The organism is Streptomyces sp. 150FB (genome assembly GCF_000818195.1).
Classification (GTDB): domain Bacteria; phylum Actinomycetota; class Actinomycetes; order Streptomycetales; family Streptomycetaceae; genus Streptomyces.
The window spans coordinates 2,648,165-2,664,130 of sequence record NZ_JTHL01000001.1 but is presented as its reverse complement, the minus strand read 5'-3'; the positions used below and the strand labels follow the sequence as shown (position 1 = coordinate 2,664,130).

Below are 15,966 nucleotides of genomic sequence, written 5' to 3'. Positions count from 1 at the left end.
GACCGCACCCAGCCTAGGCGCTGGGGCTACCGTGTGGCGGGGGGCTGGGGCCGACTTTCCCCGGGGACGACCCGGGGGCACCGGCCGGACGAAGACCGAGGAGTGCACCCGCTATGCCGGAATCAGCCACATGGCTCGCCGCCGCCGCGTCCGACCAGCAGGGACCCGGCTACACGCTGCGGATCGTCCTGCTCGGCTCGATGGTCGGGGTCGTTCTCCTCGCGTGGTTCCTGCTGCGCGGCTACCGGAGCGACGGGAGCGAGAGCGGTCGCGGCACCGGCAAGGCCACCGGTGGTGAGGCGCGTGGCGAGGTCGGCGGTGAGGTCGGCGGCGAGGCTCGCAGCGAGGTTCCCACCGAGGTCGGCAGTGCCGCCGGCAGGGACAACAGCGAGAACAACTGAGTCGGCGTGAGCCTCCGAGAGGCGCCCGCATACGATGTGTGCGAAGTCTCCCGCGACTCCCCGACGAATAGGTACTGCTGAAGATGAGTCTCACCGGCACCGCCGCCGCCCACCTGGTCACTCTCGCCGAGGGCGCCGAACACGGCGGGAACCACGAGAGCCTGAGCCCCTACCTCACCGGAGGCGGCGCGCTGTTCGGGCTCCTCCTGCTGCTCTGGATCACGACCCGATTCAACCGCGACCGCTGAGGCGGCGACCGCCGGGACCGGGTCGTAACCCTGTGCCAGTAGGCTCTGGACGCATGGGAGAGCAGCAAGTGCCTACCGGCGCCGGATCCGGTCGCGGCAGACGCCGACTCGGCGTGATGGGTGGGACCTTCGACCCGATCCATCATGGACACCTCGTGGCGGCCAGTGAAGTGGCGTCCCTGTTCCACCTCGACGAGGTGATGTTCGTACCAACAGGGCAGCCCTGGCAGAAGAGCGAGAAGGCGGTCTCCCCCGCGGAGGACCGCTATCTGATGACGGTCATCGCGACAGCCTCGAACCCGCAGTTCTCGGTCAGCCGTATCGACATCGACCGCGGTGGCGCGACGTACACGATCGACACCCTGCGCGATCTACGCGCGCTCAACGACGATGCCGACCTCTTCTTCATCACGGGAGCCGACGCGCTCTCGCAGATCCTGAGCTGGCGTGATCACGAAGAGCTGTTCTCGCTGGCCCATTTCATCGGCGTCACCCGGCCGGGGCATGATCTGACGGCCGACGGGCTGCCCCAGGGTGGCGTCTCCCTGGTGGAGGTGCCGGCGCTGGCGATCTCGTCGACCGGCTGCCGGGCGAGGGTCGCCAAGGGCGATCCGGTCTGGTACTTGGTCCCGGACGGTGTGGTGCGTTACATCGACAAGCGCCAGTTGTATCGCGGCGAGTGACCACGGAGAGGGGCACCCACCGGTGAACGACCGACAGCAGCCGTATGACCCGTACGACCCCTATCGCGACCAGCAGCAGCCGCAGATCGTCGGGTACGACGAGTACGGGCAGCCGGTGTACCAGCAGCCGCAGCAACAGCAACAGCAACAGCAACAACCGCAGCAGCACCAGCAGTACGACGCGTACGGGCAGCCGCAACAGGACCAGCACCAGCAACAGCAGGGGTACGGCTACGACCCGTACGCCCAGCAGCAGCAACCGCAGCAGCAGTACCAACAGCCCCAGCAGCACCAGCAGTACGACCCGTACGCCCAGCCCCAGCAGTCCGGTCAGCAGCAGAGCCCCGGCTACGACAACTACGGCTACGACACGGGCCAGCAGCCTGCGTACGACACGGGCCAGCAGCCGGTGTACGAGACGGGCCAGCAGCCCGTCGTCGACACCGCGCAGCAGCAATGGGACATCCCGCAGCAACAGCAACAGCAACAGCAGCAGCCGCAGCAACAGCAGCCCCAGGCGGACCGCGCGGCCGTCCCCGGGCAGCGCCGCGCCGCCCCGCCGGAGCAGCAGCGGAAGCAGGTGCCGGTGGCCCCCGCTTCCGACTCGGACGCGGCGGACCCCGACTCCGACTCGGCCTACCGGACCGAGCAGTTCTCCTTCATCGAGGAGCCGGACGCCGACTCCGAGGACGTCATCGACTGGCTCAAGTTCAGCGAGAGCCGTTCCGAGCGGCGCGAGGAGGCCCGGCGCAAGGGCCGTAACCGCGTCGTCGCGCTGGTCGTCGTCATAGCCCTGGCACTCGTCGGGGGCGTCGGCTACCTCTGGTACGCGGGCAAACTGCCCGGGACCGGGAGCGCGGACAAGAAGCAGAACGCCGTCACAGGGCCCCAGAAGCGTGACGTCATAGTGATCCATCTGCACAACACGAAGCAGAAGGGCACCTCGACGGCGCTGCTGGTCAACAACGAGACCACCGGCCAGGGCACCACGATCCTGCTGCCGAACTCGCTCGCCGTGGCGAACGACGACGGGACGACCACCACCCTCGGAAAGTCCGTCGACGACGACGGCTCCGACGGTACCCGGCAGGCGATCGGCACCCTGCTCGGTACGCAGGTCACCGGCACCTGGCGGCTGGACACCCCGTATCTGGACAACCTCGTCGAGCAGGTCGGCAACATCGACCTGAACACCGACACGGATGTGCCCGACACGAAGAAGGGCGACCCCCCGCTGGTGAAGAAGGGCGAGAACCAGACGCTCAGCGGGAAGATGGCCGTCGCCTACGCCACGTACCGCGGCCCGGGGGAGTCCGAGGCCGCGCAGTTGAACCGGTTCGGGCAGGTGCTCCAGGGCGTGCTGCGGAAGATGTCGGACGACCCCAAGGCGGCGACGACCACGGTCGAGTCGCTGGCGCAGATCCTCGACCCGTCCCTGACTGAGGCCGATCTCGGCGCGTCCCTGGCCAAGCTCGCCAAGCAGGCCAAGGAGGGTGACTACAAGACCACCGTCCTGCCCGTCCAGCCGGACGGCACGCTCAGCGAGCAGGCCACGAACAGTGTGGTGAAGGACATCCTGGGCGGTTCGGTCAGCGCTCCTGAGCCGGGCGACACCCTCCGTATCGGTGTCCAGAACGCCAGCGGGAACCAGGGCGCGAAGGAATCCGCGCGGATCGCGCTGGTCAACGCGGGCTACACGTTCGTGGACTCCGGTACGGCGGCCACGTTGACGTCTTCGCAGGTCACATACGGTGACGCGAAGAACAAACCGCAGGCGGTCGAGGTCGCGAAGACCCTCGGTCTGCCGACGAGTGCGGTGAAGTCGGGCAAGCCGGCGGCGAACGCCGACGTCTCCGTGGTCCTCGGCGGGGACTACAAGGCCGGCTGACGGACCCCGTCGACCACGGTCGGACGCCGGGCGGCCCGGGGCTTCACAGCAGCCCCGGGCCGCCTGTGCGGTAAATGGATGTAAGGGTTGTCGGCGGGCCGTGAGATCCTTGGCATCTCCACGACCGCCGACGAAAGCCTGCTTGTGACCGCTACTGATCGCTCCATCGAGCTCGTCAACGCCGCCGCCCAGGCAGCCGCGGACCGGCTCGGGCACGACATCATCGCGTACGACGTGAGCGATGTGCTGTCCATCACGGACGCCTTCCTGCTCGCCTCGGCGCCCAACGACCGCCAGGTCAAGTCGATCGTCGACGAGATCGAGGAGCGGCTCCAGAAGGAGCTCGGTGTCAAGCCGGTGCGCCGTGAGGGCGACCGTGACGCCCGCTGGATCCTCCTCGACTACGTCGACATCGTCATCCATGTGCAGCACAGCGAGGAGCGCGTCTTCTACGCGCTCGAAAGGCTGTGGAAGGACTGCCCCGAGCTTCCGCTGCCGGAGGACGCCGTGAAGACGCGCGGCAAGGCGCAGGAGCACGCCGAGCTGACCGGGACGGCCGGCGACGCGGACGGTGAGCTGAGCTGAACGGCACCAAACGCGGCAGAGGCCGCCGCATCGTCCTGTGGCGGCACGGCCAGACGCCATGGAATCTGGAGAGCCGTTTCCAGGGTTCCACGGACATCGAGCTGACAGCGGAGGGCATCGCCCAGGCACGCAGGGCCGCCCGGCTGCTGGCCTCGCTGAAGCCGGACGCGATCGTCGCCTCCGACCTTCAGCGGGCCGCGGCGACGGCCGCCGAGCTTGCCACTGTCACGGGCCTGGGCATCGAGTACGACGCCGGGCTCCGCGAGACCTTCGCCGGGGTCTGGCAGGGCCTGACCAACGACGAGATCATGGCCAGGTACGGCGAGGAGTACGCGGCCTGGAAGCGCGGCGAGCCCGTGCGGCGCGGCGGCGGCGAGCTGGAGACCGAGACCGCCGACCGGGCCGCTCCCGTGGTGCTCCGCCACGCCGAGCTGCTGCCTGACGACGGCACGCTGGTCGTGGTCAGCCATGGCGGCGCGATCCGTACCGCGATCGGCCGGATTCTGGGGCTGGAGAGCCACCACTGGGAGAGCCTCGGCGGCCTCGCCAACTGCTGCTGGTCGATCCTCGGCGAGGGCGCGCGCGGCTGGCGTCTGATGGAACACAACGCCGGCACACTCCCGGAGCCGGTACTCGGCGACGACGACTGAACGCCCTGGCGGGCGCCCGCGGAGCCGGATTTCACGATCCGGCAGGTCGCAGGCTAAAGTTCTTCTTGTTCGCAGCGCGGAACGCGGAGCGCGAAGGACACGCGGGGCTATAGCTCAGTTGGTAGAGCGCCTGCATGGCATGCAGGAGGTCAGGAGTTCAATTCTCCTTAGCTCCACCCCGATGAGAGCGCCGCACATCCCAGGATGTGCGGCGCTTTTCGTTGTCAGCGGCGAGTTCGTTGTCAGCGGCGAGGGTGAACGTGCCCCACGTGTGTCAGACCTGAACCGGCGCCGCGGCGCGGGCGGGTAGTTCGAGGCCGAGGTTTTCGCGCAGGGTGGTGCCCGTGTAGTCGTCGGTGACGATCTTTCGTTTGCGCAGCTCGTGCAGCAGACCGTTGACGACGAAGTCGTGCTGGCGCGGGTCCGCGAGGCCGCTCAGCGAGATCACGTCCAGGACGCCTGCCCGGAACCGCTCCTCGACGGCGTCGGCGAGCTGCTCGGGTGTGCCGGCGACGGCCCAATGGCCGGTGTCCTGGGCCGCGATGACGAGTTCCCGCAGCGTGTAGCCCTGGCGTACGTATCCGGCGAAGATGTCGACCCGGCCGCGACGGCGGTTCACCGAGGTGACGTCGGGCAGCAGGCTCTCCGGCAGTTTTTTGTCGAGCGGCAGGTCCGACAGGTCGACCCCGCCGCCGAGCATGTCGGCCACCTGGGCGCGGCCGCGTTCGAAGTCGATCGACTCGCGCCGCTCGCGTACGAGCCGCCGCGCCTCCTCCTCGGTCGCACCGTACGTCGCGTGGAACGAGCTGAAGATCAGCGGCAGTCCGCCGGCCCGTCCGAGCCGCTCGGCCTGGCCACGGATCTTCCGGGTGAAGTCCACGGCGATGTCGAGGGTGGGGAGCGAGGTGAAGACGATCTCGGCGTAGCGGGCGCCCAGAGCCGTGCCCGCCTCGGACTGCCCCGCCTGGATCTGCACCGGACGCCGCTGCGGCAGCGGCGGGATGTTCAGCGGACCCGCCACGGTGAAGAACCGGCCGGAGTGGTTGATCGGGTGCACCCGGTCGCGGTGCAGTACGGCCTTTCCGTCGGCGCCGACGGTGAGCGCGCCTGGTTCCCAACTGTCCCAGAGCGCGTTGACCACATCGAGGGTCTCCGCCGCACGCGCGTAACGCTCCTCCGGGCTGGGCAGGTCGCCCGGCCCGAAGTTCTCCTCGCCGATCGAGGAGGTCACCAGGTTCCAGGCGGCCCGCCCGTTGCTGACGTGATCGAGGGTTCCGAACAACCGGGCCAGGTTGAAGGGGTGGTGGAAGGTGGTCGAGACCGTGGCGATCAGCCCGATCCGCGACGTCACCTGGCTCAGCGCCGATACGAAGACCAGCGGTTCCTGCGACCCGATGGCGCCCTGGGCGCCGAAGCTGAGCAGGTCGGCGGTGAACAGCGCGTCGATCCTCGCGTCCTCGGCGAGCTTCGCCACCCGCAGAGCGGTGTCCAGTGTGGACCGGGTCGGATCGATCGCCAGATCGTAGGTCTCCGACGTACCGCCGGCTCCGGTTACGGTTTTCAGCGTCCTGGGCCGCTTCGCGGTCACGATTCATCCATTCTCACCGATGCCGGTGACATCTCGGTGGTGCAGATTTCGGGGGGCAGGGCGAACACCCGTGCGTGCCGGAACAGGGCGCGGCCAGGCACCGGAGGGGTGCCCGCGGCGGGGCCTGTCAGGAAGGGCGGGGAAGCTGGAGCCGAACGGTCAGCGACAGAGGGAGGCGTGGGTACGGCACAGGTCCACGTGCCGACGCTTCGTCCAGACCGGCAGCGGAACCGCGGTGCGGACCGGCCTGACGTGCGATGCCCTCACGATGACTCCCATCGCTCCTGGTGTCAGCAACCGACAGCGCCGCGGATCGCGGCGCGTGGCTGCCGCGGCTTCGACGAGCCAGGTCTCTCGGCCGCTCCAGATCGTGTGGGACGAACGTACGCGGCGGGTGGCGGGCCTTGTCAAGGGTGCCCCTGTCCGACGGCCGGGTCGTTTTCGAGCATCGGGATCGGCCGCTGTCAGGGCGTGAACCTCACGCGGAGGGAAGGAAGGCAGGGACGGCGACTGTCGTATCAAGCGCCCTGGTTCCGCAGTTCGCTGAGCAGCGCGACGCGACGGCGGCTCTCGTCGCCGCTCGGTGTGTAGACGACGATCCGGCACCCCGGCATCCCGTTGACCGCCAGGGACACCGACGTCATGCCTATCTCCCCCACGGCGGGGTGCTGGAAGGCCTTCACCCGGGGCCCCGGCTGGACCACGTCCCCGCCCTCCCACAGTTCGGCGAAGGCCGTACTGGCCGCCGACAGCCGCTGAATGAAGGACTCCCATACGGGCTCGCCGACATGGCGTCCGTACGCGCTGCGCATCGTCGCCACCATCATCGGCAGCTCCCGCTCCGGGTGGACCAGCGGATAGTCGCACTCCGGCATGTGGAAAAGGGTCCACAGCGCGTTGCGCGGGCACGACGACCGCTCGGCGCGGGGGGAGAACAGGCTGTCGTAGCCGCCGTTGGTGGCGAGGATGTCGTACCGCTCGTTGTACACGACGGCCGGATTCGGCTCGAGAGCGTCGATGATGCCCTGGATCTCCGGGCCCACCCCCTCCGACCCCTCCGCGTCCGCCTGCGGATCGGGGCCCTGCGGTACCTCGGCGAGGTGGTAGAGATGCTGCCGCTCCGGGCCGTCGAGCCGGAGCGTACGGGCTATCGCGTCGAGCACCTGCGCCGACGCGTTGATCGGGCGGCCCTGCTCCAGCCACGTGTACCAGGTGACGCCGACACCGGAGAGCTGGGCGACCTCCTCGCGGCGCAGACCCGGCGTACGGCGCCGGAGTCCGGGCGCCATGCCCACATCGGCGGGCGTCACCCTGGCCCGGCGGCTGCGCAGGAACGCGGTCAGCTCGGACCTGCGGCGCCGCCCCGGCGTACGTACGGCCGCACCGTCCGCCGTCCGCCCGGGCCGTCCCTCCGTCATCGTCACGCTCACCATCCTTCCCCGCGTCCATCACGCTTGCCAGGTGCTGTCAGTACCAGCATCGGCGGGCTCTCACTACGCGTACCGGACCGCCCGCAGAGTCGGTGCCATGACGACAGTCTCCACGCAGGACCCTCGTTCCCCCGGCGTTCCCACCACCGGTACCAGTGAAAACGACGGCACTGACAGCGGGCCGGGCGGTCGGCCGGGGCTGCTGCTCGCCGTCGTGCTCGCCGCGCAGTTCATGGCGCTGCTCGACGCCTTCATCGTCAATGTCGCGGTTCCCACGATCCGTACCGATCTCCATGCCACCGGCGCCGACCTGCAACTGGTCGTGGCCGGTTACACGATCTCGTACGCCGTGCTGCTGATCACCGGCGCCAGGATCGGTGACCTGCTGGGCCACCGCAGGGCCTACCTGGGCGGGCTCCTGCTCTTCACCGCCGCCTCGCTCGCCTGTGGACTGGCGGCGGGTACCGGCCAGTTGATCACCTTCCGGTTCGCCCAGGGTGTCGGCGCCGCGCTGCTGATCCCGCAGGTGCTCAGCCTGATCCAGCGCAACTTCACCGGCGCGCGGCGCGGCCGGGCGCTCGGCGGTTACGCGGCCGTGCTCGCCTCCGGGGCGGCGGCGGGCCAGGTCGTCGGCGGGGTGCTCGTCAGCGCCGATGTGTTCGGGACGGGCTGGCGTCCGGTCTTCCTGGTGAACGTACCCATAGGGCTCGTCCTGCTGGTCCTGGGCGCCAGGGTGCTGCCGGCCGGCCGGCACGGCGGACCCGGGGGCTCCCGGCGGCTCGACCTGCCGGGGCTGGTGCTGCTGGGGGCCGCGGTCTCGCTGTTCACCGTGCCGCTGGTCCTCGGCCAGGAGGAGGGCTGGCCCCTCTGGTCGTGGATCTCGATCGCCCTCTCCCTGCTGCTCCTCGCCGGTTTTGTGGCCCACGAATCCCGGCTGGCGCGGCGCGGCGGGGCGCCGCTGATCGCGCCGGCGGTACTGCGCGTCCCCGGTATGGGACGGGCCGCCCTGCGGATCGCCGTCGCGATGGCGCTGAACTCCGGGTTCCTCTTCACCGTGACCCTGTATCTCCAAGGCGCCCTGGGCTACAGCGCGTTGCGCGCGGGGCTCACCTTCGTACCGACGGCCGTGGGTTTCGGAGCGGTCGGTCTGACATGGCGTAAGTGGCCGGCCGTCCTCCAAAGGAGGCTGATACCCGGCGGGTTCGTCATCACGGCACTCGCCTGCGCGCTCCTCGGCTGGGTGCTCCACGACGGTGGCGACGGCGGGATCGCGCTGTACGTGGCCTTTGCCGGAGTCGGCGTGGGGCTGGCGCTCGGCTTCAGCCCGACCCTGGCGGGCGCGCTGTCGACCGTCCGTCATGAGGACGCGGCCGACGCGAGCGGACTGCTCACCACGGTCACTCAACTCGGCCAGCTCATAGGGGTGGCGGCATTCGGGACACTCTTCCTGAACCGTCTCGAGTCGCCGGGCGCCGACGGCCCCGCCACCGCGGTGTGGGTGACCGTTCTGGTGATGGCGGGTACGGCGATCCTGGGCGCCCTGGCGGGTTCCCGGCGCCGGCGCCCGAACTGAGCGAAGCGGAACGACCCCTTGCGGGCTGACCCCGTTGCCCGGTCGTGGCAGAATCGGACGGCCGGAGGGGGTCGACCGCCCCCGGCCGGCGAGACGCCATGTCCGCCCAGCGGCATCGAGGGAGGCCGATGACCTGCTTGTCCCACATCCTTGGCGACAATGGCGGAGTTTGTTACGTGTGCACGGCCTGCGGCCATAGCTGGAGCTGAGTGATGGGTGCGCACAGGCGTAAATGCGACTGGTGCGGCAGAGGTACGCCAATTGTGCGGGACATGGATCCGCTCAATCCGGAGTTCCAGTACTGGTGTGAGGAGTGCGCGCGGGCGCTGATCATAAAAGGTGACCCCATCGAGACCTACCGGGAGCTCGAAGGGGAGCCGATCTACGGACGCCTCCTCGAAGAGCACTGCACCCTGAAGCGCTTCTACTCGTTCGCCACCGCCTGACGCAGCGGACCATTCCTGGGGGCCCGGTGGCCGCCGGGAACGATGTGGTGATCGACCCGCGCGACCGTGTAATGTTGTCGATGCCGCGAAGGGATACCCCGGAGCGGTACACCGCACGGGGCTATAGCTCAGTTGGTAGAGCGCCTGCATGGCATGCAGGAGGTCAGGAGTTCAATTCTCCTTAGCTCCACATCAGTGACAGAAGCAGTGACGGAGGCGGGCCACCCGGATCGGGTGGCCCGCCTCCGTCGTATCCGGCCGTACCCGCCCCCTGTACCCGCAGCGAGCCGTCCTGTCCCTGCGGTAACCTGGCAGCATGCGAGCCGTACGCTTTCTGCTTACCGAGCCGCGCTGATCATTCCCGGCGGATGAACGATCCGGTCGGAATCGGCGCGGCGGTCCCCTCCTGTGCGAGGGGCTTTTTCATTTGCCGAGACACAGCCGAACCCGCCGGCAGAGACGATCGATGGAGTTCAGAGGACCATGAGCGAGACGTATCCCGCTGCCGCAGAGCCGGCCGCGCCCCACCGCTACACGGCGGCCATGGCCGCCGACATCGAGGCACGCTGGCAGGATTTCTGGGCGGCGGAGGGTACGTACGAGGCCCCGAACCCCTCAGGTGACCTGGCCGACGACTCGGGGCTGACCGCCAGGCCCAAGAAGTACGTCATGGACATGTTCCCGTACCCGTCCGGTGCCGGTCTGCATGTCGGGCATCCGCTGGGCTACATCGCCACCGACGTCTTCGCCAGGTACCAGCGGATGAGCGGGTACAACGTCCTGCACACGCTGGGCTTCGACGCCTTCGGGCTGCCCGCCGAGCAGTACGCCGTACAGACGGGCACCCACCCCCGGGTCTCCACCGAGGCCAACATGGTGACCATGACGGCCCAGCTCCGCCGGCTGGGTCTGGGCCACGACAAGCGCCGGTCCGTCGCGACGATGGACCCGGACTTCTACAAGTGGACGCAGTGGATCTTCGTACAGATCTTCAACTCCTGGTACGACAAGGACGCGGACCGGGCGCGCCCCATCAGCGAGCTGGTGGCGGAGTTCGAGAGCGGCGGGCGTCCGACGCCGGACGGCCGTCCCTGGGACGCGCTGTCCGCGCGTGAGCGCGCCGACATCCTGGGCGAATACCGGCTGGCGTACGCGTCGGACGCGCCCGTCAACTGGGCGCCGGGCCTGGGCACCGTACTGGCCAACGAGGAAGTCACCGCCGACGGCCGCTCCGAGCGTGGCAACTTCCCCGTCTTCAAGGCGAAGCTGCGCCAGTGGAACATGCGCATCACCGCCTACGCCGACCGGCTGCTGAACGACCTGGACGAGCTGGACTGGCCCGAGGCCATCAAGCAGCAGCAGCGGAACTGGATCGGCCGCAGCGAGGGCGCGCGCGTCGACTTCGCGGTCGGCGAAGCGGGCGCCATCACGGTCTTCACGACCCGTCAGGACACGCTGTTCGGCGCCACGTACATGGTGCTGGCGCCCGAACACGAGCTGATCGAGAAGATCGTTCCCGCGGCCTGGCCCGAGGGCACGCACCAGGTGTGGACGGGCGGGCACGCCACGCCCGCCGACGCCGTCACCGCGTACCGCAAGCAGGCGTCGTCGAAGTCCGACGTCGAGCGGCAGGCCGAGGCCAAGGACAAGACCGGAGTCTTCACCGGCGCGTACGCGACCAACCCGGTCAGCGGCGAGCAGGTGCCCGTCTTCATCGCCGACTACGTCCTGATGGGCTACGGCACCGGCGCGATCATGGCCGTACCGGCGCACGACAGCCGCGACTTCGCGTTCGCGCGCGCCTTCGAGCTGCCGGTGCGCTGTGTCGTCGAGCCGACGGACGGGCGGTCCACGGACACCTCCGAGTGGGACGACGCGTTCGCCTCGTACGACGCGACGATCGTCAACTCGACGGGTACGGACATCACCCTGGACGGCCTGGGTGTCGTCGACGCCAAGGCGCGGATCACCGCATGGCTGTCCGAGCGCGGTATCGGCGAGGGCACCGTCAACTTCCGGCTGCGCGACTGGCTGTTCAGTAGGCAGCGCTACTGGGGCGAGCCCTTCCCCGTCGTCTACGACGAGGACGGCATCGCGCACACGCTGCCCGAGTCGATGCTGCCGCTGGAACTGCCCGAGGTCGACGACTACTCGCCGCGCACCTTCGACCCGGACGACGCCGACAGCCGTCCCGAGACGCCGCTGTCGCGCAACGAGTCCTGGGTCGACGTCGAACTGGACCTGGGCGAGGGCGAAGGCGTCAAGCGCTACCGCCGCGAGACCAACACCATGCCGAACTGGGCCGGTTCCTGCTGGTACGAGCTGCGCTACCTGGACCCGCACAACAGCGAGCGACCGGTCGACCCCGACATCGAGCAGTACTGGATGGGCCCGCGCGAGGGGCAGCCGCACGGCGGCGTCGACCTGTATGTGGGCGGCGCCGAGCACGCCGTACTGCACCTGCTGTACGCGCGGTTCTGGTCCAAGATGCTGTTCGACCTGGGGTACACGTCGTCCGGCGAGCCGTTCCACAAGCTGTACAACCAGGGCATGATCCAGGCCTTCGTCTACCGCGACGCCCGTGGCATCGCCGTGCCGGCCGCCGAGGTCGAGGAGCGGGACGGCGCGTACTGGTACGAGGGCGCGAAGGTCAGCCGCATTCTGGGCAAGATGGGCAAGTCCCTGAAGAACGCGGTCACTCCCGACGAGATCTTCGCGGAGTACGGCGCCGACACACTGCGGCTGTACGAGATGGCGATGGGACCGCTGGACGTCTCCCGGCCGTGGGACACGCGCGCCGTGGTGGGCCAGTACAGGCTGCTCCAGCGGCTGTGGCGGAACGTCGTCGACGAGGCGACCGGTGAGGTGACCGTCGTGGAGGGCGAGGCGGACGAGGTCACGCTGCGCGCGCTGCACAAGGCGATCGACGGGGTCGGCCAGGACATGGCGGGGCTGCGCTTCAACACGGCCATCGCCAAGATCACCGAGCTGAACAACCACCTGACCAAGGCGGGCGGCCCGCTGACCAGGTCGGTGGCCGAGCGGCTGGTGCTGCTGGTCGCGCCGCTGGCGCCGCACATCTCCGAGGAGCTGTGGCGCAAGCTGGGGCACACCGATTCGGTCGTCCACCAGGACTTCCCGGTGGCCGACCCGGCGTACACCGTGGACGAGGCCGTGACCTGCGTGGTGCAGATCAAGGGCAAGGTCAAGGCGCGCCTGGAGGTTTCCCCGTCGATCACGGACGAGGAGCTGGAGGCGCTGGCGCTGGGCGACGCCGCTGTGGTGGCGGCGCTGGACGGGGCGGGGATCCGCAAGGTGATCGTGCGGGCGCCGAAGCTGGTGAACATCGTTCCCGCGTAGCCGCTGGAGGGCTTCGGTGGACCGTCTTGCGATCGGCTCGGCGGTCCGTGCGGTGGCTTGATCCGGATGTGTAGGGGTTTCCCTTACGGGCAGGTTGGGGGTTCCGAAGGAACCACCGGCCTGCCCGATCCGTTTACGGTGGGAGGGACGACAACCGACTCCGGGAAGGCCGCCCCATGGCTACCGTGATCTTGATCCTGGCGCTGCTCTTCGTCGCGTTCGTGACGCTGGGGGTGTACGCGGGCGTCAAGGCGGTCCGGGCGGCCAAGCGCAGTGTCGACCGGACGGTCACGCAGGCGCGCAGGACCGTCGAGGAGACCACCCTGCGGGCGAAGAGCCTCGGACAGCTCGGGGTCCCCGGGGAGCTGGCCACGCTGCGGCTGCGGCTGCGGACATCGATGCGGGCCACCCAGGACGCACTGGACGCGAGCGCCGCAGAGGACGCCTCGCTGTCGGAGTCGATCGAACTCTTCCGGCGGCTGAGTGTGCACGGCCATGAGCTGGACGCCGAGCTGAAGACGATGGAGCGCGACCCGGACAGGACGAGGGTCGCGCACCGCCTCCACGAGCTGCGCGAGCGTACGGAGCGGATCACGGGTTCGGCGGACTCGCTGCGCTGGGCGGCGCGGGACCGGGCCCGCAGGTTCGCCGAGGACGACCTGTCGTCGCTGAGCGACCAGATCGATGTGGAGTCGGGGGCGCTGCGGCACTGGTCACCGGCGGACCGGTCGGCGCGCGAGCCCCTTCGGGAGCCTCTGCGGGAGCCTCTCAAGGACGACGACGAGTCCGTCGGCCAGACCTGGCCCGAGCCGCCGTCCGCCGGCGAGCCGCACCGGATCGACCCGCCGAAGCCGCTCCGCGGCGCCACGTACCCCTGGCAGAAACAAGCCAGGTCCGCGCGGCCCGAGACCAGGAACTGACGAGATTCGACATGGGCCAGGCGGGAATTGATCATTGAGCCGGGCCCGGGCTGCCGACCTGGGCCGACGACGGGTAACCTCCCGCTCATGTCCCGCCATGTCGCGATCGTCACCGATTCCACGGCCTACTTGCCGCCGCAGACGATGGGGCGGCACGGCATCACAGCGGTGCCGCTGACCGTCGTACTCGGCGATCGCGCGCTGGAAGAGGGCACCGAGATCTCGGCCCGTTCGCTGGCGCTCGCGCTCCAGAAGCGCAGGTCGGTGACCACTTCGCGGCCGAGCCCCGACATGTTCGCGGCCGCGTACCGTACGGCCGCCGAGGCGGGCGCGACCGGGATCGTCTCGCTGCACCTGTCGGCGGAGTTCTCCGGAACGTACGACTCGGCGGTACTCGCCGCGAAGGAAGCACCCGTGCCCGTGCGGGTGGTGGACACGGGCATGGTGGCGATGGCCCTCGGGTTCTGCGCGCTGGCGGCGGCCGAGACGGCGGAGGCGGACGGCACGCTGGACGAGGCGGTGGCCGCCGCCGAGAAGCGGGCTGTGAGCACCTCCGCGTACTTCTACGTCGACACGCTGGACTATCTGCGCAGGGGCGGACGCATCGGCGCCACGCAGGCGCTGCTGGGGTCGGCTCTCGCGGTGAAGCCGCTGCTGCAACTGGACGGCGGGCGCATCGAACTGCTGGAGAAGGTACGGACGGCGTCGAAGGCGATCGCGCGCCTCGAGGAGATCGTCGCCGAGCGCGCCGGCCGGAGCGAGGTGGACATCGCGGTGCACCACCTGGCAGCGCCCGAGCGGGCCGCCGCGCTCGCCGAGCGGTTGCGCGAGCGGATTCCCGGCCTGGTCGAGCTGCATGTGAGCGAGGTGGGCGCGGTGATCGGTGCGCACACGGGCCCGGGGCTGTTGGGGGCTGTGGTCTCGCCGCGCTGAGCGAGTGTGGTGGCCGACGGGGCGGGGACCGGCGCCACTCGTCCGGGTGGCTGACTTATCCACAACAGCGAGGTTATCCACCGTAATTGGGCTTGATCCGCGAGGTCGGGCGGATGTGTCTACCGTCCTGTGTCATGACTCTCCGCACACGCTCAGCGACCAGCGGCCCCGGCCGCGTTCCCGGCTCCGACGCCCGCGTCCGCCATGCGCGGCTACGGCACCGACCGCGTTCCGCGCTGTCGCGGGTCGGCCAGGCGAGCAGGAGAGTGGGGCCGCCACCGCTGCCGGCGCCTGTAGCCCCGTCTGTCGAGCCGTCCGTCGCCACTCCCGTCGAGCCGCCCGCCGTTCCGGCTGATCCGCGGCGGCGGGCGGACGAGCTGTTCGCCAGTGCGTTGAGGATGGCGCCGGGGGCAGCACCGGGGGCCGGGCGGTCTCCGACGCCCCCGGGAGCGGTCACCGGACGGGTGGGCGACCGGAGGACCCGACGCGAGCGGGTGTGGCTCGCCGTGCGTGAGCGGCTGCCGCTGTGGTTCCAGCTCCACTGCGGCCTTGAGCCGAGAACGCTCGCCGCGCTCGCCGTGGTCCTCGTCGTGGCGGCGGTGCTCGCCGCTCAGCATTTCTGGACGGCGCGCCCCCGGTCGGTGGCTGCCCCCGAGGTGGTCGCCGAGGAGACCGTCATGCCGGCGGCATCGCTGAAGACGACGCCCAGGCCGTCCCCCTCGGCCGGGTCACCGCCCGTCGCGGCGGGAGGCCGCGTTGTTGTCGATGTGAGCGGCAAGGTGCGGCGGCCGGGTGTGCTGCGCCTGGCGAGCGGGTCGCGGGTGGAGGACGCGCTGCGCGCCGCGGGCGGGATCAAGGCCGGCACGGACATCACCGGGCTCAACCGGGCGCGGGTGCTGACCGACGGCGAACAGGTGGTGGTCGGCGGTCCGGCCCCGGCGGCGGGAGCAGGCGCGGGCTTCGCCGGCGGTGGCGAAGGGAGCGGCGGTACGGGGGCGGTGGCGCCGGTGAGTCTGAACTCCGCCACGCAGGAGCAGCTCGACACGCTCCCCGGGGTCGGTCCCGTGCTGGCCCGGCACATCATCGACTACCGCACGCGGAGCGGCGGTTTCCGGTCCGTCGACGAACTCCGCGAGGTCAAGGGCATCGGCGACGGCCGCTTCGCCGATCTCCGGCCGCTGGTGCTGCTGTGACACGCCTCGCGGTGCACGCGGACTCCACGAGCCGCCTCGGGGACCCGGACCCGCGGCAGGAGGCCCCG

The 15,966-nt window shown here is 70.0% G+C and carries 14 protein-coding genes and 2 tRNA genes; 14 read left to right on the top strand and 2 right to left on the bottom strand.

The window, feature by feature from the left end; translation table 11 throughout:
* Positions 1-113 precede the first annotated feature (113 nt).
* From QR77_RS42105 to QR77_RS11170, 7 genes are all read left to right on the top strand, one after another.
* The gene (locus QR77_RS42105) at positions 114-401 is read left to right on the top strand and encodes a hypothetical protein (RefSeq protein WP_052488675.1); all 288 of its coding nucleotides are present in this window, start codon (positions 114-116) and stop codon (positions 399-401) included.
* Positions 402-484: 83 nt separating this feature from the next.
* Positions 485-649 carry a hypothetical protein gene (locus tag QR77_RS47390; RefSeq protein ID WP_040021376.1) on the top strand — a complete coding sequence of 55 codons (165 nt, stop codon included), beginning with the start codon at positions 485-487 and terminating at the stop codon, positions 647-649.
* A 53-nt stretch (positions 650-702) separates the two neighbouring features.
* Entirely contained in the window at positions 703-1,332 is a 630-nt protein-coding gene (gene nadD, locus QR77_RS11190) for a nicotinate-nucleotide adenylyltransferase (RefSeq protein WP_040021375.1), read from the top strand.
* Positions 1,333-1,354: 22 nt separating this feature from the next.
* Positions 1,355-3,220, top strand: a complete 1,866-nt coding sequence (locus QR77_RS11185; RefSeq protein ID WP_040021374.1) for an LCP family protein — start codon at positions 1,355-1,357, stop codon at positions 3,218-3,220.
* A gap of 144 nt (positions 3,221-3,364) precedes the next feature.
* The gene (gene rsfS / locus QR77_RS11180) at positions 3,365-3,805 is read left to right on the top strand and encodes a ribosome silencing factor (protein ID WP_040027707.1); all 441 of its coding nucleotides are present in this window, start codon (positions 3,365-3,367) and stop codon (positions 3,803-3,805) included.
* Positions 3,802-4,455: a histidine phosphatase family protein gene (locus tag QR77_RS11175; protein WP_040021373.1), complete on the top strand. Its 654-nt coding sequence runs from the start codon at positions 3,802-3,804 to the stop codon at positions 4,453-4,455. The genes rsfS and QR77_RS11175 overlap by 4 nt, the downstream gene beginning before the upstream one ends.
* A gap of 103 nt (positions 4,456-4,558) precedes the next feature.
* A tRNA-Ala gene (locus tag QR77_RS11170) sits at positions 4,559-4,631 on the top strand.
* 98 nt (positions 4,632-4,729) lie between these two features.
* Here the strand turns inward: QR77_RS11170 and QR77_RS11165 are convergent.
* On the bottom strand, positions 4,730-6,043 hold the full coding sequence (locus QR77_RS11165) for an NtaA/DmoA family FMN-dependent monooxygenase (protein ID WP_040021371.1): 1,314 nt from the start codon (positions 6,041-6,043) through the stop codon (positions 4,730-4,732).
* 518 nt (positions 6,044-6,561) lie between these two features.
* Complete coding sequence (locus QR77_RS11160; RefSeq protein WP_052488674.1) at positions 6,562-7,461, bottom strand: helix-turn-helix transcriptional regulator; 900 nt, start codon at positions 7,459-7,461, stop codon at positions 6,562-6,564.
* Between the two features lie 109 nt (positions 7,462-7,570).
* Here QR77_RS11160 and QR77_RS11155 point away from each other — a divergent pair, with 109 nt between their 5' ends.
* The 7 genes from QR77_RS11155 to QR77_RS49970 all read left to right on the top strand — a co-directional run bounded on the left by QR77_RS11155 (position 7,571) and on the right by QR77_RS49970 (position 15,898).
* A complete protein-coding gene (locus QR77_RS11155) occupies positions 7,571-9,046 on the top strand; it encodes an MFS transporter (RefSeq protein ID WP_173476290.1) in 1,476 nt (491 codons plus the stop codon).
* A gap of 212 nt (positions 9,047-9,258) precedes the next feature.
* Positions 9,259-9,492: a hypothetical protein gene (locus tag QR77_RS11150; protein WP_040021365.1), complete on the top strand. Its 234-nt coding sequence runs from the start codon at positions 9,259-9,261 to the stop codon at positions 9,490-9,492.
* A 117-nt stretch (positions 9,493-9,609) separates the two neighbouring features.
* Positions 9,610-9,682 (top strand) — tRNA-Ala (locus tag QR77_RS11145).
* A gap of 293 nt (positions 9,683-9,975) precedes the next feature.
* Positions 9,976-12,852, top strand: coding sequence for a leucine--tRNA ligase (leuS, locus tag QR77_RS11140; protein WP_040021364.1), 2,877 nt, complete (start codon positions 9,976-9,978; stop codon positions 12,850-12,852).
* 176 nt (positions 12,853-13,028) lie between these two features.
* The gene (locus QR77_RS11135; protein WP_040021363.1) at positions 13,029-13,772 is read left to right on the top strand and encodes a hypothetical protein; all 744 of its coding nucleotides are present in this window, start codon (positions 13,029-13,031) and stop codon (positions 13,770-13,772) included.
* An 87-nt stretch (positions 13,773-13,859) separates the two neighbouring features.
* Positions 13,860-14,705 (top strand): DegV family protein, encoded by an 846-nt coding sequence (locus QR77_RS11130; protein ID WP_040021362.1) that lies wholly within the window; start codon positions 13,860-13,862, stop codon positions 14,703-14,705.
* 506 nt (positions 14,706-15,211) lie between these two features.
* A complete protein-coding gene (locus QR77_RS49970) occupies positions 15,212-15,898 on the top strand; it encodes a ComEA family DNA-binding protein (RefSeq protein ID WP_347359775.1) in 687 nt (228 codons plus the stop codon).
* The last annotated feature ends 68 nt before the right edge of the window (positions 15,899-15,966 follow it).

What these genes read in the sequence shown, in the direction of transcription:
- QR77_RS42105 (WP_052488675.1), top strand. Translation starts at nt 114, where the DNA reads ATGCCGGAATCAGCCACATGGCTCGCCGCCGCCGCGTCCGACCAGCAG.
- QR77_RS47390 (WP_040021376.1), top strand. Translation starts at nt 485, where the DNA reads ATGAGTCTCACCGGCACCGCCGCCGCCCACCTGGTCACTCTCGCCGAG.
- nadD (WP_040021375.1), top strand. Translation starts at nt 703, where the DNA reads ATGGGAGAGCAGCAAGTGCCTACCGGCGCCGGATCCGGTCGCGGCAGA.
- QR77_RS11160 (WP_052488674.1), bottom strand. Translation starts at nt 7,461, where the DNA reads ATGACGGAGGGACGGCCCGGGCGGACGGCGGACGGTGCGGCCGTACGT.
- QR77_RS11155 (WP_173476290.1), top strand. Translation starts at nt 7,571, where the DNA reads ATGACGACAGTCTCCACGCAGGACCCTCGTTCCCCCGGCGTTCCCACC.
- QR77_RS11150 (WP_040021365.1), top strand. Translation starts at nt 9,259, where the DNA reads ATGGGTGCGCACAGGCGTAAATGCGACTGGTGCGGCAGAGGTACGCCA.
- leuS (WP_040021364.1), top strand. Translation starts at nt 9,976, where the DNA reads ATGAGCGAGACGTATCCCGCTGCCGCAGAGCCGGCCGCGCCCCACCGC.
- QR77_RS11135 (WP_040021363.1), top strand. Translation starts at nt 13,029, where the DNA reads ATGGCTACCGTGATCTTGATCCTGGCGCTGCTCTTCGTCGCGTTCGTG.
- QR77_RS11130 (WP_040021362.1), top strand. Translation starts at nt 13,860, where the DNA reads ATGTCCCGCCATGTCGCGATCGTCACCGATTCCACGGCCTACTTGCCG.